General features: G+C 46.3%; 24 protein-coding genes. 9 read left to right on the top strand and 15 right to left on the bottom strand.

Going from position 1 to position 23,015, the window contains the following annotated elements; genetic code table 11:
- The first annotated feature begins 46 nt into the window (after window positions 1-46).
- Window positions 47-316 (top strand): hypothetical protein, encoded by a 270-nt coding sequence (locus tag ON006_RS12580; RefSeq protein WP_244820140.1) that lies wholly within the window; start codon window positions 47-49, stop codon window positions 314-316.
- Window positions 303-968 (top strand): zeta toxin family protein, encoded by a 666-nt coding sequence (locus ON006_RS12585; RefSeq protein ID WP_244820141.1) that lies wholly within the window; start codon window positions 303-305, stop codon window positions 966-968. Before ON006_RS12580 ends, ON006_RS12585 begins: the two co-directional genes overlap by 14 nt.
- Window positions 969-1,162: 194 nt before the next feature.
- Here the strand turns inward: ON006_RS12585 and ON006_RS12590 are convergent, their stop codons facing one another.
- From ON006_RS12590 to ON006_RS12610, 5 genes are all read right to left on the bottom strand, one after another.
- Window positions 1,163-3,304, bottom strand: a complete 2,142-nt coding sequence (locus tag ON006_RS12590) for an outer membrane beta-barrel family protein (RefSeq protein WP_244820142.1) — start codon at window positions 3,302-3,304, stop codon at window positions 1,163-1,165.
- Window positions 3,305-3,334: 30 nt separating this feature from the next.
- Entirely contained in the window at window positions 3,335-3,961 is a 627-nt protein-coding gene (locus tag ON006_RS12595) for a dioxygenase family protein (RefSeq protein ID WP_244820143.1), read from the bottom strand.
- A 91-nt stretch (window positions 3,962-4,052) separates the two neighbouring features.
- A complete protein-coding gene (locus ON006_RS12600) occupies window positions 4,053-4,832 on the bottom strand; it encodes a polysaccharide deacetylase family protein (protein WP_244820144.1) in 780 nt (259 codons plus the stop codon).
- Complete coding sequence (locus ON006_RS12605) at window positions 4,829-5,560, bottom strand: glycosyltransferase family 2 protein (protein ID WP_244820145.1); 732 nt, start codon at window positions 5,558-5,560, stop codon at window positions 4,829-4,831. Before ON006_RS12605 ends, ON006_RS12600 begins: the two co-directional genes overlap by 4 nt.
- Complete coding sequence (locus ON006_RS12610; protein WP_244820146.1) at window positions 5,523-6,698, bottom strand: glycosyltransferase family 87 protein; 1,176 nt, start codon at window positions 6,696-6,698, stop codon at window positions 5,523-5,525. The genes ON006_RS12605 and ON006_RS12610 overlap by 38 nt, the downstream gene beginning before the upstream one ends.
- A 184-nt stretch (window positions 6,699-6,882) precedes the next feature.
- On the opposite strand from ON006_RS12610, the gene ON006_RS12615 reads away from it, so the two are divergent.
- From ON006_RS12615 to ON006_RS12640, 6 genes are all read left to right on the top strand, one after another.
- A complete protein-coding gene (locus tag ON006_RS12615) occupies window positions 6,883-7,461 on the top strand; it encodes a Crp/Fnr family transcriptional regulator (RefSeq protein WP_244820147.1) in 579 nt (192 codons plus the stop codon).
- Between the two features lie 94 nt (window positions 7,462-7,555).
- A complete protein-coding gene (locus ON006_RS12620) occupies window positions 7,556-8,092 on the top strand; it encodes a YceI family protein (protein ID WP_244820148.1) in 537 nt (178 codons plus the stop codon).
- An 11-nt stretch (window positions 8,093-8,103) separates the two neighbouring features.
- Complete coding sequence (locus ON006_RS12625; RefSeq protein WP_244820149.1) at window positions 8,104-8,325, top strand: tautomerase family protein; 222 nt, start codon at window positions 8,104-8,106, stop codon at window positions 8,323-8,325.
- 20 nt (window positions 8,326-8,345) lie between these two features.
- Window positions 8,346-9,092 carry an SDR family NAD(P)-dependent oxidoreductase gene (locus ON006_RS12630; protein WP_244820150.1) on the top strand — a complete coding sequence of 249 codons (747 nt, stop codon included), beginning with the start codon at window positions 8,346-8,348 and terminating at the stop codon, window positions 9,090-9,092.
- 80 nt (window positions 9,093-9,172) lie between these two features.
- Window positions 9,173-9,550, top strand: coding sequence for a nuclear transport factor 2 family protein (locus tag ON006_RS12635; RefSeq protein WP_244820151.1), 378 nt, complete (start codon window positions 9,173-9,175; stop codon window positions 9,548-9,550).
- 4 nt (window positions 9,551-9,554) lie between these two features.
- The gene (locus ON006_RS12640) at window positions 9,555-10,643 is read left to right on the top strand and encodes an NAD(P)H-dependent flavin oxidoreductase (RefSeq protein ID WP_244820152.1); all 1,089 of its coding nucleotides are present in this window, start codon (window positions 9,555-9,557) and stop codon (window positions 10,641-10,643) included.
- 16 nt (window positions 10,644-10,659) lie between these two features.
- Here ON006_RS12640 and ON006_RS12645 read toward each other — a convergent pair whose 3' ends face one another.
- The gene (locus ON006_RS12645; protein WP_244820153.1) at window positions 10,660-13,176 is read right to left on the bottom strand and encodes a phosphocholine-specific phospholipase C; all 2,517 of its coding nucleotides are present in this window, start codon (window positions 13,174-13,176) and stop codon (window positions 10,660-10,662) included.
- A 158-nt stretch (window positions 13,177-13,334) separates the two neighbouring features.
- Here ON006_RS12645 and ON006_RS12650 point away from each other — a divergent pair, with 158 nt between their 5' ends.
- The gene (locus ON006_RS12650; protein ID WP_244820154.1) at window positions 13,335-15,470 is read left to right on the top strand and encodes a hypothetical protein; all 2,136 of its coding nucleotides are present in this window, start codon (window positions 13,335-13,337) and stop codon (window positions 15,468-15,470) included.
- 59 nt (window positions 15,471-15,529) lie between these two features.
- Here the strand turns inward: ON006_RS12650 and ON006_RS12655 are convergent, their stop codons facing one another.
- The 9 genes from ON006_RS12655 to ON006_RS12695 all read right to left on the bottom strand — a co-directional run bounded on the left by ON006_RS12655 (window position 15,530) and on the right by ON006_RS12695 (window position 23,012).
- Complete coding sequence (locus ON006_RS12655) at window positions 15,530-18,178, bottom strand: ABC transporter permease (protein ID WP_244820155.1); 2,649 nt, start codon at window positions 18,176-18,178, stop codon at window positions 15,530-15,532.
- Window positions 18,175-18,513 carry a PadR family transcriptional regulator gene (locus tag ON006_RS12660; protein WP_244820156.1) on the bottom strand — a complete coding sequence of 113 codons (339 nt, stop codon included), beginning with the start codon at window positions 18,511-18,513 and terminating at the stop codon, window positions 18,175-18,177. The genes ON006_RS12655 and ON006_RS12660 overlap by 4 nt, the downstream gene beginning before the upstream one ends.
- Window positions 18,514-18,689: 176 nt before the next feature.
- Window positions 18,690-19,058: an iron chaperone gene (locus ON006_RS12665; RefSeq protein WP_244820157.1), complete on the bottom strand. Its 369-nt coding sequence runs from the start codon at window positions 19,056-19,058 to the stop codon at window positions 18,690-18,692.
- Between the two features lie 40 nt (window positions 19,059-19,098).
- Window positions 19,099-19,617: a class I SAM-dependent methyltransferase gene (locus tag ON006_RS12670; protein WP_244820158.1), complete on the bottom strand. Its 519-nt coding sequence runs from the start codon at window positions 19,615-19,617 to the stop codon at window positions 19,099-19,101.
- Window positions 19,618-19,686: 69 nt separating this feature from the next.
- Window positions 19,687-19,839, bottom strand: a complete 153-nt coding sequence (locus tag ON006_RS12675; protein ID WP_244820159.1) for a hypothetical protein — start codon at window positions 19,837-19,839, stop codon at window positions 19,687-19,689.
- A gap of 24 nt (window positions 19,840-19,863) precedes the next feature.
- Window positions 19,864-20,364: a DUF6934 family protein gene (locus tag ON006_RS12680; RefSeq protein ID WP_244820160.1), complete on the bottom strand. Its 501-nt coding sequence runs from the start codon at window positions 20,362-20,364 to the stop codon at window positions 19,864-19,866.
- Between the two features lie 125 nt (window positions 20,365-20,489).
- Window positions 20,490-20,744, bottom strand: coding sequence for a hypothetical protein (locus tag ON006_RS12685; protein WP_244820161.1), 255 nt, complete (start codon window positions 20,742-20,744; stop codon window positions 20,490-20,492).
- 201 nt (window positions 20,745-20,945) lie between these two features.
- Complete coding sequence (locus ON006_RS12690) at window positions 20,946-21,635, bottom strand: phosphonatase-like hydrolase (RefSeq protein WP_244820162.1); 690 nt, start codon at window positions 21,633-21,635, stop codon at window positions 20,946-20,948.
- Between the two features lie 36 nt (window positions 21,636-21,671).
- Window positions 21,672-23,012 carry a DUF5690 family protein gene (locus tag ON006_RS12695; RefSeq protein ID WP_244820163.1) on the bottom strand — a complete coding sequence of 447 codons (1,341 nt, stop codon included), beginning with the start codon at window positions 23,010-23,012 and terminating at the stop codon, window positions 21,672-21,674.
- Between the last annotated feature and the right edge of the window lie 3 nt (window positions 23,013-23,015).

Below are 23,015 nucleotides of genomic sequence, written 5' to 3' on the forward strand. Positions count from 1 at the left end.
TTTTTACTCTGCATTCATATAGAAAACAACAGATAAAAAGGATTATATGAGCAAGTCACCTTCGAATGGAAAGGATCAAAAACAGCGCTACACAGCAACTGTAAAAGCGCTTCGTTCAAGAAATTTCAAGAAAAACCTTCCATTCTTAATTCTATCCGACAAACTTCCGGACGGGCAGGTCTACAGGGAATTTCCTGACGGCCGTATTGAAGTCCAGCAGGTTTTTGCTACTGGTAGCCAATTTGAAGTAAAAGTCCTTCATGTTTTGGGTTCCTCTGATGCAGATAAGGTCAGAGAAGAATATGAATTATTCTGAGCCCACACTGATCGTGATCTCCGGCCCGAATGGCGCAGGCAAGTCTACCCACATTCAGACGATGTTGCCAGAAGCCTTCGAAGGAATCGACTCATTTGACCGTGACAACACAAGGTCAGAATTTGAGCTATTGTTAGCTAAGCAAGGTTCGGACCCAAGTCTGATCCCAAAACTCTCGACGCAGATGATGGAAACCAGACTGGTCGAGCAGATGCAACTGGCGATTAGCAATAAAAGCCATTTTGTCTTAGAAACGCCCCTATCCCACCCGGACTATTGGAAGTATCTGGATCTGTTTGAGCGCAATGACTATCAGATCCAACTTAATTACCTCTGCCTGGACAAAGTCAGTGACTGCGTCGCTCGGGTCGGTCAACGTGTCTTAGAAGGAGGTCATTACGTTCCGCCACATACAATCAACGGTGTCTACGAGAAAAACCTCGAGCATATTGACCAGTATCAAAATACTTTTAAATCCATTGAACTCTATGATGGAATGCAAGTACCTACATTACTGGTCAAAATCCAGGACAATCATGTCGTTTTCGCAAGCAAATCAGCCTTAAAAAAGGTTTGGCTAAAAAATGGCCTGCCATCAATAGCTCTAAAGGTTCGCGCTTTTCTCAATCAGTCTCCTGGTATTTCAAAATGATCTACAACAAGTGCGTGGAGTCGCCGCTACACAGCGTACATCGATTCGAGATACGATATGAATTACAAAATCGAAAAAACAGAATTGGAGTATTTGAGTGATCGGGTGAAACTGTTGAAAGACTTGACCGAACGGATTTGTAATGAGCGGATTGCGCAGTTTACGGAAGGATGAGACGCGAACGAAAAGCCACCCTACTCCGCATTGTCTAACTGCTTCATTCTAGGCGTCTTAATTTCCTTTTTGCCCAATTTGAAGGATACCGAGAGTCTGATGTTCTGATTTTGGTATCGAAATGTCTGAACCTGATGATAGGCCTCGCTCGTAACTTCTTCTTTGAGAAATGTGTGGGGTGTCAGGAATGCATCCAGCCGCAAACTCAGATTTATCCGTTCATTTTTAGATTTTTTGTTGATCGTCATGCTGTAATATTTCCAGCCCGAACGGTAGCCCTGCAATCTGAGGTTTTTGCTGTCAAAAAATCCGTAAAAGTCGACGCTGTAACCGCCGCCAATTTTATAACTGCTGTTAATCACCAGTTGCCGCATCAGTCCTGAATTTGAAATACCCAGCGCAGCGCTTTTCAGCCATACATACTGCCCGGTAAATGTGCCGCTGAGAGTGAACTTTGCTGCCGGTTTCCATGTCAATGTTGCCGACAACCCGACTCTCTGATTTTTACCCACATTCCTGTATGTGCTTTCAAATAAGCCACCAGGGATAGCTGTACGGATGGTTTCAATGCTGTTTCGGTTGTCGCTGAAGAACAATGCAAAGTCTTTGAACAACTTGGGATCGGTACGGGTAAGGCTCAGTTGATACCGATTGGTCAGTTCAGGCCGCAGGTACGGATTACCATATTGCGCTGTGAGCGAATCACTTCTGTTGACGGTAGGATTGAGATAACCAAAGTAGGGTCTGGCTATCCTGGCGGTATAGCTGAGCTTCAAACTGGTCTTCTCATTGACAATCCTGTTGACCAAAATCTGGGGAATGACATTGTCATAGGACGGAACCCTCAGCGAAGTATCCTGAAAAACAGCGTTCAATGTGGTGCTTTCATAGCGAACACCTGTTACGATCGCCCATTTTTTCAGTTTCAAATTCATACTTCCATACAGCGCGTAAATGTTGTTGAGATAGCTAAAATGATTGGCCCTCGCCGCATCATTCATAAATTCCCTCTGATCAAAATTGTAAATCCCAAACCGGCTGTCACTGTCCATACTCCTGCGCGTCAGCTTTGCACCCGCTTCCAACTTCCAGTGATCATTCAAAGCATTGGTATAGTCTCCCTGAAACGTAAAGTCTTGCAAGCGCATGTTGCTTTTGAAATTTTCCCTGTAATCAATCATCTCATTTTGAAGCTGTTCCATATCATAACCGCTCATCCCGTCGAACATGGCATACATAGCGAGCGCGGAAAATTCCTGTCGCCCATTCCGCGAAGTACCATTGTATCCGGCGTTGAATGAATTGCCATTGTTGCCCATTGGGGTTGTAATATTCCTCCGAAACAAGGGAATCTTTTCGTCGTCAGCTACTGTGAAATTTTCCGAAACGGTACTGGTTTTGTTAGGCGATCGCCGGGCGCGGTAACCTACACTCAATGTGTTTAAGGAGTCGATACTGTAAAGGATATTTGCCCCACCGAAGAAATAAGTGCCTTTTTGCCTCGATTCATTCTTCTGAAAAAGCCTCAGCTGTTCAGTCGTCCTTTCCAGTTCGGCCCCGTTTTTGTTCCGATATTTCTGATAGAAACCATCCGCATTTATAAGCCATTTCCCATGTTTGTTATGGATGTCCGCCATCACGCTTTCACTTCTGTTGGCCAGTGTGCCGGTAATATTTCCGTTAGTCGCGTCCGTCCTGATTTTCAGGGTTATAATGTTGACCACACCATCCGTCCCCTCGGCGTCGTACTTTGCCGATGGGTTCGTGATCACTTCCACTTTTACGATATTCTCGCCCCGTATCGCTTTCAGAGCATCAGCAACTGACGAAGCATAAACCTCCGACGGCTTACCATCAATCAATACCCGGATATTGGAACTGCCCCGCATCGCGACGCCACCATTGACATCGACGGACAACATGGGCACTTTCCTCAAAATATCAGCACCGTCGGAACCCGCCACAGAAGGTAAGTTAGCCACATTGAAAGTGATACCATCGGCACGTTGCTCGATCAATGGCCTTTGTCCGCGAACAGTGACTGCTTCCAGTGTTTTTGCCTTTAATGTATCTGCTATAACACTGGAATTACCAGCGTTTTGGGCTTTCGAATGCATGGCAAAAATTGCGCAAAGCGCTGCCACGAACACAAAATTTCTCATGTCCTTTCAGGTTAGATGTTGTTGCGGATTTTACTTTTTAGCGGGGTAGTCCGGGATATTTTTCCCTAAATAAATATTCCGCTCGCCCTTATACATATTACCCACGTCGTGGATCTGCACGACGCCGCTTCCACCGCGGTTTTCGAGCTTCGCGCGCCGCTCCGGTGTTAACAACGGATCGTCGGAAAACAGGAACTCGTCGATGTAATATTCGTTAATCCCCGGCTCCTTAATGGTGACATGAATGTGGGCTGGCTCGTCCCCGCCCGGATAGGAGGCAGGACGCAGACACCCGAACTTGTATCCTCCTTTTTGGTCAGTTTTCACCCAGCCACGTAGATAGCCGTGCCTTGTGGCCCAGCCCTTTTCATCCCCTTTTTTGGGATAAACCCCTTTTTCGTTCGTATGATACACATAAAGCACTACATCCGGAGCTGGCGTGCCGTCGGCCTTGAAAACAGTGCCATTGATTCCCATTGGCTTTTTTCCTTCCCAACTAACCTCTGGAAGTTGCACAAACGAGTTCAGTTTTTCGAACGGGACGGTGTTTTCGTAGATCGCTTCACAGCCTTCACAGGGGCCTCCTACTCTTTTGGTCTGCGCGGAGGTGACTGTTGCTGAGACAATTATCAATACCAGGGCAACTAGATTTTTCATGGCTAATGCAGGTTGTTTCCGAAACAAACAAACTACAACTTTGAGTGACATCAAAAAATAGTAGAGCAACGACGCGATTAGTAGATAACCGTCAGTTTCCGATGAATTTGCTGCATGTTACAAATGTCGCACCTTGCGCCAACAGCGATTGGATCAGCAGTTCCAGCTTGCTGGTAAGCTTCTCACCGTCAGGCGATTTGACATACCCGGGCAGCTTATAATCTCCTATATCCGCGAATTCCCAGGGATGATAGTACAGCATCAGGTTTTTGCGGGAATTCAATGTGATCCTGCAAAGCGAGTTGTACAAGCCGGTGGGAAGATTTTTGAATGAAAGCCAAAAAAGAGGAAAACGAAAAACCGGTACAGTGGAACAAGGCAGCTCCATCATACCATCCTGCATGGCCGGCAATGGATTTTTATCAAGCGAATTATAGCGGCCCGGCAGGTAAGTCGGGTTCGTCGACGAGCTGTACCGGATCCCCATGCCGGACAACTTGCTCCTGTCAAATGATCTCAGGCGGGGCATGCGAAAACCGGATACGTCCTTGCCGGTAATGCTTTTTAAAACCAACATGGATTCTTCAATATCGCTCTCTTTGAAGTCGTGCGTGGGAGAATGGTACATGGCGTGCGACGCGATCTCATGCTTTTCAGCCAGCTTTTTGATCAGCGAACTGTTGTACCTGGCGAAGTTGCCAGTAGTGAAAAAAGTAGCATTAATCTGATGTTTTTCAAGGACTTTCAATAAGCGCTCCATGCCGGAAAGCGTCACATTCATCTGATCATATTCTGAAACAGTCTGCCCGTATTCCTCGGGAATATCAAACTCTTCGAGATCGAAGGTCAGCATTACGAACTTTTCCGTCATAGCAATCCGGCGGTGATGATACGGGTAAAATTGACGGCCTCCCTGAAAAGCACTTTCATATTAAAATCAGTAAAAACGATGGACGGATTCGCACAAACCTCGATTTTCTCAATACCGATCCCTTCTCTGAGCAGCTTGTGAATCAATTCAATCTCAAAAACAAATGTATTCGTTTTTACTTGCTGTACAATCGGGAGTATCTCCTTCCGCAATCCCTTAATTCCAGCCTGGGTATCGGCCACTTTTTGGGACAATGTCAAACGGTTCGTAATCCGGAGCATTTTGGAGAACAGCTTTCTTTTCAATGGAAGTTTTTGAAAATACTCCATACTTCTGTTACCATACACAAAAGAGCATCCCGGATTGTTTTCAAAAACAGATACCATTTCCACGATCGCATCGGTTCCAAAAGGAAAGTCGAGGTCGGTATAAATAATGATGTCGCCACAAGCACGACAAGCCCCTTTTCTGATCGCCGAACCCTTTCCTTCATTACGGGGATTGTCCAGAAAAACAACATTGCCAAACGAAGTCAGCATACATAGCTGGTGCCTTTCCAGACGCGTTGAGCCATCATTGGAAATAATAAACTGAATAAAATGCTCAGGCAACTTCTCCCTGAGGCAAGCCATATTACGAAGAAGATCGCTACACCACCCCTCGCCGGGATTGTAGCATGGCAGAACGATACTAATACTGGGTTGATGAGAGGGCTGGCTGTTTTTCATAAATAAATAAAAGCTCAAACTGTACAACAGCCCATACCAGCAAACATGGAATCACTTTGATCAGATAGGGTTTAAAAAATTCATTACGCCACGATGGTGGATACACGTCGGTCGGTGCGAGCATGCTGAAAAACAGTACAAGGACTATCAGCACGGTGGGCCATGGCTTGACAAAGTCGCGGTTGACGATGTAGAAAAGCGCGGCACCCGTGACAGCGATCACGTACGTAGGAGACTCCGAGGCGTGATTGAACAGTATCACCCACAGGAATAAGTAGGCCAATAGCAGCATACGGCGGCTTTCATCGGCGAATGTGTTTTTGATCAAATTCAATGTCCATGTAGTTGCCAAAAGCAAGAGACCAGCCAGCTGTATCCTGGTGACGTCGGCGTCTGTCAGGTTGGGATTCCAGACTTTAAAAAGACCCATTACAGAGAAGCCGAAATTGTTTTTGTGATCGGCCAGCAGGATGTCAAACCAATCTTGATAGACCTGAACAAAATGCCCGGTGCCGGTAATCGGGAATGGCAGGATCGTTAAAACCAACAGCCAAATCAGCGAATACAGGATGTATTGACCCTTTTTTGGATAAAAAATAAACATTGCTGCGAAAATCAGCCCATACCCTTTTATACAAAAAGCAAGTATCGGAAACAGCGCGGCCCACTTCGGCTTTTGTTTTTCAAGGAATGTAAAAGTGAATAATCCCAATGCGGCGATGAGCGGATTGGTCTGCTGGCTGTGTAGAGACGTGGTTAGCTCCACCAGGATAAACCACCACAAAAAGCATTTGCTTTTGTAGGAAACAGGCAGGCATTTGATCGCATAAAAAACCGCAAGCGAACACGCAATGGCCCATAACACGATTGAAACCGAAACCGGCAAAAACGCGAACGGCGAAAAAAGAATGCAGAATGACGGATGATAAAGAAACAGATCAAAATACTCATCAGGATACTCCAAATGCAGATTTTGATGATGCAATAAATGTAAGACGGACGACCTGAAAATGACGAAGTTGTTGTATTTGTCTGGCCCGCCCCGGTAATGTTGGAGGGCAATCCCGATACTGGCTAAAACATACACTGACAAAATCGCATACTCTTTTGAAAAAAAAGCCGATAATTTTTTAAGCATTGGAGGGTAAATTTTTAAAGCATTTCAAAAGTTTTATAGAGACGCATTATGAGTCCAAATGGATGGAATCGGTGACAAAAAAATTTGATGCATCCCATCAAAACCAGAATTTACTGATCCATAAGGGACACAATTTTTGAGAGCTTTTGTATCTTTTGACGGGTATCATCAAATACACCACATCATGGAAGCGAAAGAAATCTTAAAACATCATTTTGCCAAAACCGTCACATTGACTGACGAGCAATTTAATTATATTTTTTCACATTTTAAGCCTATTTTTTTCAAAAAAGGACAGGTGATAATTTCCGAGGGAGACAAGGTCGAACATGAGTATTTCGTCACCTCCGGTTGCTTAAAGGCCTTTTTTGTCAATGATGAGATCAAAATGTACATCCTGCAATTCGCAATGCCCACCTGGTGGACGTCAGACTATGGCGCACTATATAATCAGACCCGGGCGACCATTAATGTGGACTGTATTACCGATGCAGAAGTCCTCAGTATTTCCAATGACGATCGTGAAAAAGTATGCGGTGAATTTCACCAGGTGGAGCACTTTTTTCGCTGGCGGACCAACCGGGGTTATATAGCGTCGCAAAAAAGGCTGCTATCATTTATGAACAATAATACCCGGACCCGCTACGAAGATTTGCTTGCACAATATCCCCAGCTCTACAATCTGGTCCCGAAACACCTCATTGCCGCCTACCTCGGGGTTTCGCGGGAGACGCTCAGCAGACTTTACAATTCTCACAAATAACCTCCTTTCGAAAGTGATCTACATCACGTAACCGCCTGCGCATTCCTGCTGTCCTTTGTGCTATCAAATTTTAACAATTGATATCATAAAGAAAATGGAAACTAAAAGATTTGCAGTCGAGGGTTCACAGAGTAACATTGACTGGACAGGAAGAAAAGTAACAGGTGCGCACAATGGCACCATTGACATCAAAGCTGGCGAGCTGACATTGCTCGATGGAAAACTGAGCGGCGGGAATTTCGTCATCGACGCTACGTCCATCAAGATACTGGACATCACTGATCCCGCTACCAACGCGCAGTTTGCAGGCCACCTGTTTTCAGAAGATTTTTTCGCAACAGAACGTTTTCCCCAGGCCACATTTGTCATTACCAGCACTAGTCAGCAGCATAACGACAGCTACACCGTCACCGGCGATCTGACGATCAAGGGTATCACCCACACGGTGAGCTTCCCGGCCCATATACATTTCTCAGATAGCTCCGTGACCGCGTCGGGTAAAATCCTCGTCGATCGTACCCGCTACGAAATGAAGTTCCGTTCAGGTAATTTCTTCACAAACCTGGGCGATACGCTCATCTACAATGAATTTGAACTGGATGTAAAATTAACCGCATCTGCCACCATTTAAACTGCAAAACCATGCCTTACATCAAAATAGAGGTAACCCGGGAAGGCGTTACCCGTGAACAAAAACAAAAGCTGATCGCAGGAGTGACCAACGTGATTACCGAAGTACTGAACAAAGACCCAAAACTGACCCACGTGGTGATACAGGAAATAGAACTGGACGACTGGGGTTACGCGGGAGAGCAGGTATCTGTACTCCGCGAAAAGGGAATAACCGCTAACAAACCTGCCTGAAAGGGAATTTCAAAAAAATCATGAAAAAGCAAACGATTATTATAACCGGCGCATCCACAGGAATTGGCAAAGCCATAGCCGGTTTATTTTTACAAAATGAGTACAATGTGGTCATCAACTCAGCCAATGAGGCAAACCTAACCGAGACGTTTAATGAACTCGGCCATCACGAGAGACTGGCCAGGGTTACTGGGGATATCAGCCGCCCGGCTACTGGGCAGCAGCTTGTTGAAACAGCCGTAACGAGGTTCGGAACCGTGGATATATTGGTAAACAATGCAGGGATATTTGAGCCCAAAGGTTTTCTGGAAGTGGACGAAGCCTATCTCGACCGTTTTTTAAGTATCAATTTAAAAGGTACCTACTTCACAAGTCAGGCTGCGATCAGGCAAATGCTGAAACAGGGCGAAGGCTCCATCATTAACATTGGTACCGTACTGGTAGATCACGCTATCGGCGGATTTCCAGCGACCGCACCTATTGCAAGTAAAGGTGGTATCCATGCATTGACGAGACAATTGGCAGCCGAGTTTGGCAAAAATAATATTCGTGTAAACGGCATTGCACCCGGCATTATCAGAAGCCCATTGCAATCCAAAAACGGCATCAGCGACGCGGACAGCCTTGCAGGCCTTCATCTGGTTGACCGTATCGGTGAAACAAGTGATGTTGCCGAACTGGTCCTTTACCTGGCAGGCAGCAATTTTGTGAGCGGCGAGATCATCAACCTGGACGGCGGGCATGTTTCCGGCCACCACATTGGATAAAATCAAATGAATTTGTAAAAATGAACAAGGTATGCGAAGGGGGCAAAATACCGGCGCATACCTCCTAAACAAACAATACAATGAACAACTACACTGATAACGCAGCGGCTGTAACAGCCGTTTTATCAAACTATCTTAACGGAGTCTTTAATGGAGACGTTGACTTGCTCCGCAGCGCATTTCACCCTCAGGCACTGGTAGCTGGCGATGTGAACGGGCAGCCTTATTTCAAAACGCTGGATCAATACCTCGACGGCGTCAAAAACCGGAAGAGCCCTTTCGAGCTGGGCGAAAAGTTTCGCATGGAAATTTTATCGATAGAAATCATCAATATGATAGCGGTTGCGAAGTTGCGTCTGCCTATGTTTGAGTTTAATTATTATGACCTGTTATCGCTGACCAAAGTCAATGGAGAATGGGTGATCGTAAATAAGTTATTAACCAATGTAAGCATTTGAAATCATGTGGAACCAAACCAGAATAACGCAGCTGCTGGGTATTAAATATCCAATCCTTTTGGGCCCGATGGGCGGTGGTTTTTCAACACCTGAGCTTCTGGCCGCAGTATCCAATGCAGGCGGATTGGGAAGCCTGGGCGCCTATACCCTCACGCCCGAGCAGCTGCTGGAAGCGGGAAAATCTATCAAAAATCAAACAGATAAGCCTTATAACATCAATCTTTGGGTTTCGGATGTTGACCCTGAGCTAGCCCATTATTCAGCAGAAAGCCTGGAAAAAGTAAAAGCGCTTTTCAAGCCTTTCTATGACGCTCTGAGCATTCCCCTGCCAGAATTAGACATGAACATTCCCTCCAAATTCGACAAGCAGGTAGAGGTGCTTTTCAATATCAAGCCAGCAGTTTTCAGTTTCATTTTTGGCATTCCTTCGCCCGAAATACTGAATGAGGCACGGAGATTGGGCATTAAAACAGTTGGCGCGGCTACTACATTAGATGAAGCCCTGGCTTTGGAAGAAGCAAAAGTTGACGCTATTGTGGCAGCAGGCTTTGAAGCAGGCGGACACCGTCCTTCCTTCTTAAAACCTGCACAGGATTCCCTAACCGGCACATTCGCCTTGGTTCAGCAACTGAAAGCCCGGATAAAAACACCTGTGATCGCCGCCGGAGGTATTACCGACGGCAAGGGCATTGCAGCCGCATTGACTTTGGGAGCCGATGCCGCACAACTTGGTACCGCATTCCTGGTGACCGACGAGTCCAATACCACCCCACTTCACAAAGCCTTATTGCTCTCTGAGGAAGCCAATTACCACACGGTCCTTTCCAAATCACTGACTGGCCGAATGGGGAGAATGATCAGCAATACCATTTCAAAGGAAATTTCAAACCAGACTCCGGTACTGCCATTTCCATTGCAAACACGCCTGCTCGCCCCGCTCAGAGAAGCCTCCCTGGCCCAGGGCAGAACAGATATGGTCAATTTCTGGTCAGGTCAGAATCCGGTCCGGTTAAAACTTTCAAAAGCAGCAGAGGTCATGCAGGCACTGGTCACCGAAACGCAGCGCATACTTGAACCTCGTGCTGGTTTGTAAGGCCGAAAGCATTTTGTTACCCTTTTGCCATAAAAGGATCTGTGACACTTTCGTTACCCGTTTCCACGTGCCCTGCGTATCTTCTCACCGTCTTGGATTGATCTACCTGAATGCTGAGGTCGTACCAGTTGTAGCTTTTGGAAAGTGTCATCACAGCTTGTGAACGGCCGCCGGCTGCTATTTTCAGGTTCAATGGTTTTTCTCCATATGCATTGTCAATGATCGCGATCGAAGCCGCTTTGCTGCCTTTGTTGCCAATCGTAAATAGCAGATCACCTTTCAATTTGCCTGTTTTGTCGGGTACATAGGCGCAGGTTACCGTCACATCATTGTCCTGGACACCGCCTGCGAACTCACGGAAAAATCCATTGGGACCGTAAACTTTCAAATGATACTTTCCGCCTTCAAAGTCTGATATTTTCCAGGTTTGTTTTAATGTATCCCCGGCTTTGACTGCATAGTTCCAGACTCTCAGCTCTTCGCCCTGATATGGATTCATGGCGTAAATGATGAATGGCGCACCCACTGATTTTTCACCAAAAGCCTTATTTCCTGCATGCAGGGCAATTTCAAATGTAGTTTTATCTTTGGAAAGATCACCTTCGACGTACAACTCATAAGGTATCGCACACGACGGCCGCGTGCCGGGTTCTTGTTTAGGGAGGTAGCTGGTACCGGCAGTATTCTGGTTAATTTCTTTGATTTCGCTCGCCGACAATGCTTTAAAATTCGATGGTGCATCACGGAATTGTGCTTTATGGATCGTCGTCACAATTTCGTCGCGGTTGACAGGCTGGGGCTTTTTGTAAGTGGAAGGATCATAAGGTTGAAATACCGAACTCACATTTCCACATATCGTCCTTCTCCACTCGGATATATTGGTTTCCCTGATCTTTTTGCCTGATTTATGGCTGGTAAATTCTTCAAGAAACTGAATAATGGAAGTATGGTCAAAAACCTGCGAGCACACTTTGCCCCCGCGCGACCACGGCGACGCTACCACCAGTGGCACCCGGAAACCCAGTCCGATAGCACCTTCCCGCGCATTCCCCTTCGGTACCTGCGACATATCCTGTTCCAGCGTCACGTATTCCGCTTTAATGTCAATGCCTTCCGACACTTTCCCGGAATCGGGTTTAAATGGATTCGGGATTGAAAACGGTGGAACGTGGTCGTAGTAGCCGTCATTTTCATCATAACACAAAATAAAGATCGTCTTCTTCCAAACCTCCGGGTTCTGCGTCAGGATATCGAGCGTTTCCGAAACGTACCAGGCACCATACCAGGGCGCAGACGGATGATCAGAAAAATTCTGCGGCGCGGCCAGGTATGATACTGTCGGCAGCTTTCCTTCTTTTACATCCTTTCGGAATTGATAGAAAATATCACTTTTCGGGACCTGTACTTTCCTTTTTTCTCCATTTTCCTCGTAAGTGATCGTGCTTAGTTTGAGATAATCAGGATCTTCGCGGTTGGACACAAATGCACGATGATGCAGGTCGCGCTCCTTTACCGAGAATTTTTTGAGGTTTTCTTCACTGTATTGGGCCAGATCTCCCTCGTATTTTTCCAGCAATGCAACCTGGTTATCGTAGCTTTTCGAAAGTTTGGTTTTTTCCTCAACGGATGCTACCGTGAGCTTTTCTTTCAAATTGGGCAGCTCGGTTTTGAGTTTTTCAACTTCCAGTTTGGCATAATGAATGTAATCCGCAGAAGACTTAACATGGTACTGCGCATACCTTTCCAATGGGTTACAGCCAAAATTGCTCAGCCACGAACCTAGGCCGGGATGAAACTGCATGATCGCGCCAACCTCGTTCTGATAAAACTTCCACGAAACATCCGCATCATGCAGCCGCTCCGGGAATGTCTTCCATTTGACCGGCTTATTGATCGAAAAATAACTGTTCCGAACCACCGCGAGTGAGTCAATATCAGGAGTTTCGCGGATCGTACCCGACCATAAATAGTAGCGGTTCGGGTGTGTGGGCGTCATCGACGAACAGAAGTTCTGATCACAGACCGTGAATGCATCGGCAAGTGCATAGTAAAACGGCAGATCTTCGCGGTCGTAATAACCAAGCGTCAGCGGCATATCCGAATATTCGGCATGACCTGACCGCTTCGAAGTCAGCCATTTATCATACTTACCACCATTGTAAGCATCCACCTGCGACTCACGCGAATGCGGCAGATCGTGCATCCACGTAGCTTTTGTATTTTTAATATTGAGCCGGAAAGGTCCGTAGGTATCTCCTTTTTTGTCAGTCTGCAGCCAGACTTTATTTTTATTCGGCAACGTAATCGCCCGGGGATCATTGAAGCCCCGTACTCCTTGCAACTTACCGTAAGTGTGATCGAATGAGCGGTTTTCCTGCATTAAAATAACGACGTGCTCAGCATCCAGATAAGTGGTGCCGGGAGCAGGATTAATGGCCATTGCGCGCTGCACCGATTCGGGCAAAAAGCCCATCATTCCTGCGCCGCCGGTCAGCAGAGCGGCCTTTTTTAAAAATTCTCTCCTTGAATCCATGTGGGTGGTTATGGTTTAGCAACTACCAAAGAAAGCAAATTGGACAGTTTCGATACTTAGTATTAATGATATGATAACAGAATCATTACAGTAGCCTCTTTGCGATGGCGGCGAGTATAAGTTGCGTTGGTTCGTATAAAACTTCTCCCATATATCGCATGAAATCGCTTTTTTATTGGATCCTGCTCGCCCCTTTGCATTTGCTGGCGCAGTCCGTTCCCGACCAGAAATTTGTCCAGGAAGTAGTCACCATTCATTCCGGCAAGGAAGGGTTACCCGCTGGAAAAATCACTCAGATCACATTAAAAAACAATCAGCCGGTAGCGCTGGTGGCTGGTAAATCCGTGCAGTTCAGCGCTGGTAAATGGATTTCAGCTGCCAATGAAAAACATGCAACGAATGCTGGGTTACCTGCCATTGTCGGAACTAAGATACTGACTGCTGTGCCGTATCAGGGCGGGTATGCGATAGGCTGTGAGGAAGGTTTGTATGTTTATAAAAATGGCAAAAAAGCAGAAAGGATTTTTCCGAAAAATGAAGAATACAGCTGGGCGCTCAGAAATGTAGCAGCACTGGTTACCGACTCGAAAGGGCGGCTCTGGTTTGGGTCGGAAGAAGGAGTGGGTTATCTCGACGGTACAAAATGGAAACTGTTCACCGGAAAGGAGGGCTTACCTTATAACCAGTTTACCTGCGCTGCCGCCGGGCTGGACGGAATAGTTTGGTTTGGTACCAAAAAAGGCGCCATTGAAGTTGACAATGATCAGTTCAAATACCGTTTCAGCCGCAGATGGCTGCCCAACGACCAGGTGAATACCATTGCCGTACAGCCTGATAATGGTACCGCCTGGATCGGTACCGACAAAGGCATCAGCCAGATTGCACCGGTTGCATTATCATTGGAAGAAAAGGCACGAATTTTCACCAGGCAGGTCGAAGAACGGCATAACCGCATGGGCTTTATCGCTCAGAGCCATTTGAAAGAGCAATTCAATGTAGCCACTTCCGAAGTAGCGATTTCCGACAATGATGGCATGTATACGGCCATGTACGGTGCCGCGCAGGCATTCAGGTATGCGGCGACGGGTGATCCCGAGGCCAAAGCGCTGGCGGACAGAAGCTTCAAGTCCTGCAAATGGCTGGTGGATATTTCACACGAAAAAGGCTTCCCGGCGCGGGTCATTATCCCGGTGGACTGGCACGAACCGGTGAATGAGGTGTACAGCCGCGAGGCAAATCTCCGGCATCAGGAGCACGATCCGATGTGGAAAGACATTTATCCGCGTTTCCCAAAAAGCAAAGACGGCAAATATTACTGGAAATGTGACACGAGTTCCGATGAACTGGCTGGCCATTTTTTCTTCTACGGAATATATTATGACCTGGTTGCGAAAACAGAAGAAGAAAAACAGGCAGTGCGGGATGTAGTAGGCGACATTACCGACCATTTGGTACGCCACGGCTACAAATTGGTAGACCACGACGGCAAAGTGACGCGTTGGGGTGATTTCTCTCCGGAGTATTTCAATTCAGTGTATGGTTACGATCAGCGCGGACTTAACTCCATGATGATGCTGTCGTTCCTGAATGTGGCAAAGCATGTTACCGGCGACCAAAAGTATGATCACGAAGCCAAAATACTGCGTGACAAATACAATTACCATATCAATGCAATGCATCCGAAGGAATTTTTCCCACCGGAAAATGTCGTTCCCTGGGATAATAACCTTTGCCTGATGAGCATTTACGGACTGATCAACTACGAGACAGACCCTTCGCTTTTGCTTATGTACCGTCAAGGCCTTGAAGTGGCGTGGCAGCATATCAGTAAGCAGAAAAACGCATTCTGGGACGCCATTTACGCCTCACTCGCTAATCGTTTCACCAAGCAGGCGGATCAGAAAATGTTCGAAAACAAAGGCCTTTTCCCCGAAAACAGGTTGTATGCGTCGAAAGTGGTGAAAGGACATTACAAAGGAAACTACCGCACCGACTTCATTCTTGAAAACCTGCAAAAGATCCCGCTCGACTTGATCGGCTACACGATGGACAACACCCATCGCCTCGACGTAGTTTTTGACTCCTCGCCCATGCAGGAAAAAAATATCGGATGGCGTGTGGACGGCTACGCCCTGCCCATTGACGAGCGCGGTCACGTGCGGCAGGACCGCGATGGTTTCGCATTACTTGCCTCGGAAGGCGACGGCCACGACGAGCACGAAGGCACGTTCTTTTTACTTCCTTATTATATGGCTTACTACCATGGATTGCTGGGGAATGGCGAGGCCAAATGAGTTTTGAAATTCTGTCCCTATGCTATTGCTTGGTAATGCGGTCTGAGTAAACACCAGAGTCATTCGCTCCGCAGACTTTTGACCGGGTTCATCAACGCAGCCCGGACCGATTGAAAACTTACCGTCAGAAAGGCGACAACTACGGCCATCAGCGCAGCTTCCAGAAATGTAACTGCGCTGACATCAACGCGGTATGGATAGTTTTGCAGCCATTTGTCAATCGCATAGTAAGCCAGTGGAAAAGCAAAAACGAATGAGATGCATACCAGTTTCAGAAAATCGGAAGTAAGCAACCGCGCGATACTGGTAACTGATGCTCCCATCACTTTGCGAACGCCGATCTCTTTTGTACGCCGCTCCGCAGAAAGTGTAGCAAGCCCAAACAAGCCAATACAGGAAATGAAAATGGTCAGTACCGTGCCAAAAAGCATGATTTGCTTCCATTTCGCTTCTGATTCATAGCGTTTCTGATTTTCATCGTCAATGAATTTGTAAGTGTACGGATCGAGCGGAAACAGCTTTGTGTAAGTTTCACCAATGTGACGGAGGCTCGTCGATTCCGTTCCCGCTTTGATCTTGACAAAAAACCTTCCGTACTGATTCCTAGGCTTCATTGTGAACAGTTGTGGGCCAATTTTTTCATTGAGGCTAGTATAATGGTAATCTCTTACAACTCCTACCACCGTGTATTTGAGATTGTCATACCAAAAATCAACAATTTGCCCGATCGGATCTTTCCAGCCAGCCTGTTTTACAAATGTCTCATTCACCAGCACTGACCGCGCAGAGTCTGCTGGGAATGCGTCTGAAAAATTGCGGCCATTCACAATGGGAACCTGAATTGTCGGCAAAAATTGAGGGTCAATGGTTTCGTAGGCAAATTGTAATTCTATGTTTCCACTCACTTTTGCTGCGGTATTCCATCGGCCGCCATTCTTGGGAGCCACGGCAATGATGTTAGGGTCTTTTTCTAATTCCAATGTCAGCAAATGCGCTTCCTCCCGAGTGAGATTATTCTTTTCCACACTGATCAAATGCTCGTCATTATATCCCAAATCCTTATTGATCAGATAATTGAACTGAGAATTGATAGTAAGGGTACCAATAATCAGAAAGGAGGCAATGGTAAACTGCAGTACGACTAAAGAAGTCTGCAGGTAGTTTTTGCCAGAAAGCTGCATCCGGTTGTACAACGTTTTGACCGGATCATAACCCGATAATACCAGTGCAGGATAAAAGCCGGCAAGCAAACCGGTGGCAAAAAAGAGCAGCAGATAACCGAGTATCAGTTTGATATCAAAAAGATAAGATATCGCCAATGCTTTGTTGGCCAAGTGATTGAATGTAGGCAATGTAAGCTGCACCAGCGCCAGCGCAAAAATGAATGCCGCCAGACAAAGCAAAAACGATTCACCCAAAAACTGAACAACCAGTTGCATGCGGCCACCACCAATCACTTTCCGTACCCCTATTTCCTTAGCACGTTTCAACGACCGCGCAACCGTCAGGTTTACGAAATTGATACAGGCAATGGTGAGGATAAAAAGCGCGATACCAGTCAAAATGTAGGACAACTGCGGGTTGCTATGATCGGTAAGGCCATTGTCAGCAGGCAGATCGGCGCTCAAATGCATCTCCGTGAAGGGTTGAAGGCGATACACTTTTCGGTCGGTCACTCCAAATTTGGCGGCAACTTCTTTAATGGCTTCCTTCGCATCCGCATTGTAAACGAGGTTCATCTTCTTTTCCACAAGGCTGACATTCGTCCCCGGCGCGAGCACCACAAATGTGTTCAGGAATGTATTAAACCAGTTCTGGCTGCGCTCCATTTCGCCGTGATTGGTCACGATCGGGATCAGGAAGTTGAACTTAATGGACGAATTTTGAGGCGATTTTTGCGCCACACCGGTGACTGTAAATGGCTCAAACCGGGCATCTTTATCAAAACTGTCCTTCATCAGGATCGTCTTTCCGAGCACATTCTTGTTGCCAAAATGCTTCTCCGCCATTTCCTCAGAAATAACCACGGACCTGGGTTCCTTCAATGCAGTTTGCGGGTTCCCGCTCAGCAATGGAAACGAGAATATTGAAAAGAAAGACGAATCAACACGAAAAACCTCTTCACTTTTAATCTCATTGCCCTTTTTAATATCGTTTCGGTGACCGTGATAGCGGACTGCGTGCAGGATTTCAGGCACTCCGGCGGCAAACTTGGGACCTTGAAGAAAACCCGTATTGGCACCTAGCCCCTTCTGCTGACCCGTGGTGGAAATGAACTGACTGGTAATGCGATAAATGTTCGGATTATTGGCATGAAACTGATCAAAACTGACTTCGTCTTTGGTATAAAGCAAAATCAGCATAGCCGCCGCCAGTCCGATACTCAGGCCGATGACATTGATAAACGAGTAGACCTTGCTGTGTGACAGCGTGCGCCAGGCAATGGTGAAATAGTTACGGATCATATCATGGCTAAATATAAAAGTGGATGAATAGGGTGATTTCTTCCTTTTAATGTATCTGAGTTTGATAAAACCGAGGGCTTCACACCAGTAAAAAAGCCGGGCTTTTTGCAAACCCACTTTTTTGGCCTGAAAAATGAATTCTTCATGGAGATCACCCAGAATGCTTTCGACCTGATGCGGGGCGCAAATCCAGCGAAGAAGCTTTTCGGCCAGGACAGGTGGTTTACGAGGGTCTGGTTTCATAAGTCGATGGCGAGATTAAAGGGTTTCACGAGACGTGACCACAGGTTTTCGCGCACTTCCCTCACCTGCTGCAATGTGCGCTGGCCGTAAGCCGTCACGGAGTATAGCCGCTTACGTCGCCCGCCGCGTTCGGCAGTGGGCTCGCCCATATCCGATTTCACCATTCCCTTTTCTTCCAGCCTTTGTAATGCAGAATGGATCTGGTTCAACCTCACCGAGCGTCCGGTTTGCTCGGCAATTTCGTGCGTGAGTACCACGCCATATGCGTTACCATCGAGCGCGGCGACGGTCAGCAATACAATTTCTTCAAACTCTCCCAGGTAGGCTCGGTTCATGATCATCCATTAGTCCTATATTTGCTGATAAAATAGTTTGCCAGCAACTAGAAGGATTCACAATGCACTATCATTCAGTAATTTACAATCAAATACAACTTGGAAAAGTGTTCATTTCTGAACAGTAATTGTCCGGCTTTATAGCAAGAGATTCGATCTTTCCGCGCAACTGTATTTTACTTTGTCGCGTCAGTTTCTTCCTTTCTGAATTTCAGGACCCGCTCCACAAAATCTGCTGGAAAAGGCTTGTCCAAAGGAAGTTGAATAGCGGATTTCGAAACTTTCAGCCCTTTTAGTTCCGAGGCGAACGCTGTCAGGAACACGTCGCTCCATGGATTGGAAATGGTGATGTGTTTTGCAAACCCTGCGTAGTAGATCAAAAACTTTTTGCCGATTTTGAAAGCAGGAATCTGGTAACTGATCACCTCTTCTGCTTCCGGGGCTATTTTATGAACGAGCTTACGGATAATCTGCAGTCTTTCCTGCACATGCTCGGGGAATGCCTGGTGGTATTCGTCAATGGATTGATAGTCTGTTTTAGCCATTGGTTTAAAGATTTAGGTCAATGTTGTTTAGGCTAATTTATTAAATAATCGCCGCCGCATACAAATTGCCCCGCCCATACAGAGACTTCCGCTCGGACAGTTTCACAACTGAACGATAGTTCAAATCCGCAAACAGCTCTTCGAGACGAATAAAATCAATCGGGTACGGCACCCATTTGTTCGCGCTTAGTGTATCGTATTCCACGATCAGGAATCTTTTGTCAGTGATAAGGTACTTTTCCAGCCTTTGAATCAATGTAATTTTATCCTTCACATAATGCAGTGAATTGGCGAGCAAAATTCCGTCCAGATCCGTCAGTTCCAAATCGATTTGTTCAAAATCAGCCTGGATAAAATTAACTGAAACACCATTGCCCATCGTTTTTTCCAGCTGTTGCATACTTTTATCCACCGCAACAATCTGGCTACCAAAAGGCAATATCGTTGCCAAAGCCACTGTAAACGTACCACCCCCACAGCCCAGGTCAGCCCATTTCTGGGGTTTGCTTCCTTGTGGAATTCCTTTGCTGATTAGTGAGATTGCTTCTTGGTTGGTCATACAATCCGTGGATAAAAAAAACGGCGAGGCCATGAAGCGCCAATGTCGAAATCAAACAGAAAAATAAATCTATTTGCCTGGAAGAGGATATTTCTTCAAAGTTTCAGCCATGCGATAAGTTTTTTTGACGATAACATCTATTTGTTGCTCGACCGGAGTTACAGGGTCAGATTTGGCTGTTGCTACCGCTTTTTCAGATTTTTTGGCTGTGATTGTCGACATAATAATGGTGTGTTACATTCAAATTTAGCGATTACTTAGGGATAACAAAAACCCTTCAAAATTTATCCCACGACGGAATTTGATAAAACCGATATCCTCTGCACTAATCAAACCATATAGCAGTAAATCGCCAGGAAGCTCATCCAAAATCTTCGAAATTTCCCGTTGGTAAAGTCTTGTTCTTGCTAGCGTGCTGCCCTCGGCGTACACGTACGCAAAAGGATAATTTTGCAAAAATTCTAGTACAATGACCGTAATCGTACCCAAGATCAGACGCATATCATCATTTCTGGTCTGAATTTTATCATCCACCGCTTGCCGTGTCTGATCCCATACCCCAAAACCAATATTAAACAGTTCTCGCCTCGAATCATGCCTTATCCTAGTGATAAAGGCCCGTAGCTCGAACCTCCCATTACGTCCCTCGCTGAAAAACCGACGAGAATCCATGATATCAATGCCGGGTACAGTGTCGATATAATCTTCGGTATTGATCTTCTCTGTATCGTAAGTTGATACACTCATTAAATTCAAAAGTATAGTGTGCAAATTTGGTCGAAAGTGACCAAATTTTTCGCAGAATGCAAATTAAGAGCCACAAACACGTAGCTGCTCTGTGGCTGAATGCGGCTTCACCGGTATCATCCCACTCAATCCCCATAAGTCAGCTCCGCAAGCTGGTCTATCAGCTCGTCTGTCCGATTAAGATACTGTGCTTCGTCGAGCAGGCCCTGGCGGTAAGAACTGTAAAGCACGTCCAGATCTGCTTTGATTTCGCGACGGCGCCTGGGGCGGGGCGGTTTTTCTTTGGGAGGAAACTGCGTTTCGATCCATTCAGCGATTTTGCTGACGGTAAATGCGAACATTCCGGCGACAATAAAAAGAAGAAGTTCAAGTAGTAGCACGGTAGCAGATTATTTACTGGCTTTTTTAACCCTGAGCAGTACTGCTTTAAAGTTAGCAAAAACGGTTGAGCGAGGCAACAACTCGCCGCCGCTTAAAAGAAGCAGAATTTCAGTAACCAGTCTTCCACATTTCTTACACGCCCATAAATGAACAGCCCGGGCAGAAATTGGTACCCGTGAACTATTAAAACCGATGGCCGCTCAAACCAATGCCTTATTCGCATTTTCCAAAATCCCCAGTAATTCAATGAGGTCGCCAATAATGTAATCGGGGTTGGCCTGGCGCAGCTGCTCAGGCGTGTGTGCCCCCGTAGTGATCCCAATGCTCAAACCACAGCCTGCGTTTTGTCCTTCTTCAATATCGATCGCCGAGTCCCCTACTTTGGCTACTTCGCTCCCATCGGTTATCCCCAGTTGGCTCATTGCCAGCAGGATCATATCCGGGTTGGGACGGTTCAGTTCTACGTCGGAAGCTGTGATCAGACAGTCAAAATTGACATCTAGTTGCCAGCCTATTTTTGTTATTAATGCTTCCGCAGTCTGGCGGTTGTAACCCGTATTGAGTACTACTGCTATACCACTCTCTCTCAATGCATTGAAAACATTTGTCGCATTGGGCTGCTCAAAAATATCCTGCTCGGCGTACGCATCATCGAGCATTGTGAGAAAGCGTTCAAAGATCTCTTTTGCCAATGTTTCATCTTCGATCTGCTTTATGGCCAGCACACTTCTGATGGCTTGTAGCTTTTCCTTTCCGGCACCTTCGGCCAGCACTTCATCCAGCGCCACATTGATGCCCTTTTCATTGATAGCAAGCATCAGCGTCTTATATACCACATTATTTTCGTCGACCGTGGTTCCCGCCATGTCGAAAACGACCATTTTAATCATTGCTTATTATTTAGGATGAATGGTTTCTATTTTAAATCATGCAATATGCGAATTAGACAAGGCAATCTTCGCGTTTTCATCATTTGATAATGATTCCTTTTTATGAAAATCCCGGGCAGCTTTTTTGGAAAAAAATAAATGGCTGAACCCAAGAGCAAACAGCGCGACCACCGCAACGACGTAGCAGAATTGTATCAGTAAGCCAGACCAATTGAGGTCCTTCATAAAAAATTCCTTGTAAAACAGCAGCGCTACACTGCCGAGGTATCCGAATGCGTCGCAGATGTACATAAAAAATCCTGCGTTCGCCTTTATTTTAAAAAGGGCGATCATGCGCTCAAATAATGCTACCTGAATGGGTGTATAAGCTAAAAACATACCAGTACCCAATATGACCATCCAGCTGAACGGCCCGATCAGCTGGTAGCTGAATGCCAATGTGCTCAGGCCGCAAATGGCTATACCAAATGCGATCAATCCCTGAATGGCCAGGAATCCCTTCGAATTGCTACGGATCGCTGACATGCAACCCACAGACAATAATACAATGGAGCCGCTGATCACTTCTGTCTGAGAGAAAACGGTTTTATCCCAACCTGGCTGAATTTCATTCCAGATCTCTACCGAAAAATTGTCCCTGAAATCCCGCATGGTAGCCAGCAGAATATAAATGAGTACAAAACCCATGATACCCCAGCCATAATTGCTCATCACCAGTCGCTTATCCGCGCTGTTCATGGGCAGCCTCTCCGAACGCAGTAACTTGTCCGACTCGCTGGGCGCTGGAATGACACGCAGCATCCAGGAAAAGAACAAAAAGGCCGGCGAAAACAACAGGCCAATGATAGCAGGGAGCCAAAATTCGGTCAGCGCGGGAAACACATTGTGAATCTGAAAGTATACTGTTTTCAGAAAACCAGAGGAAACGATCAGGCTGATGCTCAGCCCCATACCCAAGGTCTCGGTAAACTTCCTGCCTTCCAGATAACTAAAAATCACACCCCACACCATTCCCAGCGGAAGACCATTGAAAAACAGAAAAATAAAGTTGTAAGGCGCAGGCACAAGCCCGAAAAGTACAAGTGATAGTTCTGCGAAAATGATCAGCCCGACGATCAACGTTTGTCTGAACGAAGGTTTGAGTTCCGATATAACCTTGATACCCACCCACTTGGAGCACATATACCCCAGCACTTGCGCCACAATCAGTACCGTCTTGTAATGAAAGCCCCAAAGCGCGTAATCCTGATACGTTCCGGCCGTAAACGGTTTTCGAAAAGCATACATACAGAAGTAGGTTCCGAAGGCCGCCACCACACACCAGACAACAAAAAACACTTGGGAACGTGCCAGCCATTCCTTGACCCATATCTTCATTTG

The organism is Dyadobacter pollutisoli (genome assembly GCF_026625565.1).
Lineage (GTDB): Bacteria > Bacteroidota > Bacteroidia > Cytophagales > Spirosomataceae > Dyadobacter > Dyadobacter pollutisoli.

Bases quoted from the DNA above. Each gene is read 5' to 3' on its own strand.
- ON006_RS12650 (WP_244820154.1), top strand. From the start codon at position 13,335: ATGAAATCGCTTTTTTATTGGATCCTGCTCGCCCCTTTGCATTTGCTG.
- ON006_RS12635 (WP_244820151.1), top strand. From the start codon at position 9,173: ATGAACAACTACACTGATAACGCAGCGGCTGTAACAGCCGTTTTATCA.
- ON006_RS12600 (WP_244820144.1), bottom strand. From the start codon at position 4,832: ATGACGGAAAAGTTCGTAATGCTGACCTTCGATCTCGAAGAGTTTGAT.
- ON006_RS12690 (WP_244820162.1), bottom strand. From the start codon at position 21,635: ATGATTAAAATGGTCGTTTTCGACATGGCGGGAACCACGGTCGACGAA.
- ON006_RS12610 (WP_244820146.1), bottom strand. From the start codon at position 6,698: ATGCTTAAAAAATTATCGGCTTTTTTTTCAAAAGAGTATGCGATTTTG.
- ON006_RS12670 (WP_244820158.1), bottom strand. From the start codon at position 19,617: ATGACCAACCAAGAAGCAATCTCACTAATCAGCAAAGGAATTCCACAA.
- ON006_RS12615 (WP_244820147.1), top strand. From the start codon at position 6,883: ATGGAAGCGAAAGAAATCTTAAAACATCATTTTGCCAAAACCGTCACA.
- ON006_RS12580 (WP_244820140.1), top strand. From the start codon at position 47: ATGAGCAAGTCACCTTCGAATGGAAAGGATCAAAAACAGCGCTACACA.
- ON006_RS12625 (WP_244820149.1), top strand. From the start codon at position 8,104: ATGCCTTACATCAAAATAGAGGTAACCCGGGAAGGCGTTACCCGTGAA.
- ON006_RS12680 (WP_244820160.1), bottom strand. From the start codon at position 20,364: ATGAGTGTATCAACTTACGATACAGAGAAGATCAATACCGAAGATTAT.
- ON006_RS12595 (WP_244820143.1), bottom strand. From the start codon at position 3,961: ATGAAAAATCTAGTTGCCCTGGTATTGATAATTGTCTCAGCAACAGTC.
- ON006_RS12665 (WP_244820157.1), bottom strand. From the start codon at position 19,058: ATGGCTAAAACAGACTATCAATCCATTGACGAATACCACCAGGCATTC.
- ON006_RS12660 (WP_244820156.1), bottom strand. From the start codon at position 18,513: ATGAACCGAGCCTACCTGGGAGAGTTTGAAGAAATTGTATTGCTGACC.
- ON006_RS12655 (WP_244820155.1), bottom strand. From the start codon at position 18,178: ATGAAACCAGACCCTCGTAAACCACCTGTCCTGGCCGAAAAGCTTCTT.
- ON006_RS12585 (WP_244820141.1), top strand. From the start codon at position 303: ATGAATTATTCTGAGCCCACACTGATCGTGATCTCCGGCCCGAATGGC.
- ON006_RS12630 (WP_244820150.1), top strand. From the start codon at position 8,346: ATGAAAAAGCAAACGATTATTATAACCGGCGCATCCACAGGAATTGGC.
- ON006_RS12675 (WP_244820159.1), bottom strand. From the start codon at position 19,839: ATGTCGACAATCACAGCCAAAAAATCTGAAAAAGCGGTAGCAACAGCC.
- ON006_RS12645 (WP_244820153.1), bottom strand. From the start codon at position 13,176: ATGGATTCAAGGAGAGAATTTTTAAAAAAGGCCGCTCTGCTGACCGGC.
- ON006_RS12620 (WP_244820148.1), top strand. From the start codon at position 7,556: ATGGAAACTAAAAGATTTGCAGTCGAGGGTTCACAGAGTAACATTGAC.
- ON006_RS12695 (WP_244820163.1), bottom strand. From the start codon at position 23,012: ATGAAGATATGGGTCAAGGAATGGCTGGCACGTTCCCAAGTGTTTTTT.
- ON006_RS12640 (WP_244820152.1), top strand. From the start codon at position 9,555: ATGTGGAACCAAACCAGAATAACGCAGCTGCTGGGTATTAAATATCCA.
- ON006_RS12605 (WP_244820145.1), bottom strand. From the start codon at position 5,560: ATGAAAAACAGCCAGCCCTCTCATCAACCCAGTATTAGTATCGTTCTG.
- ON006_RS12590 (WP_244820142.1), bottom strand. From the start codon at position 3,304: ATGAGAAATTTTGTGTTCGTGGCAGCGCTTTGCGCAATTTTTGCCATG.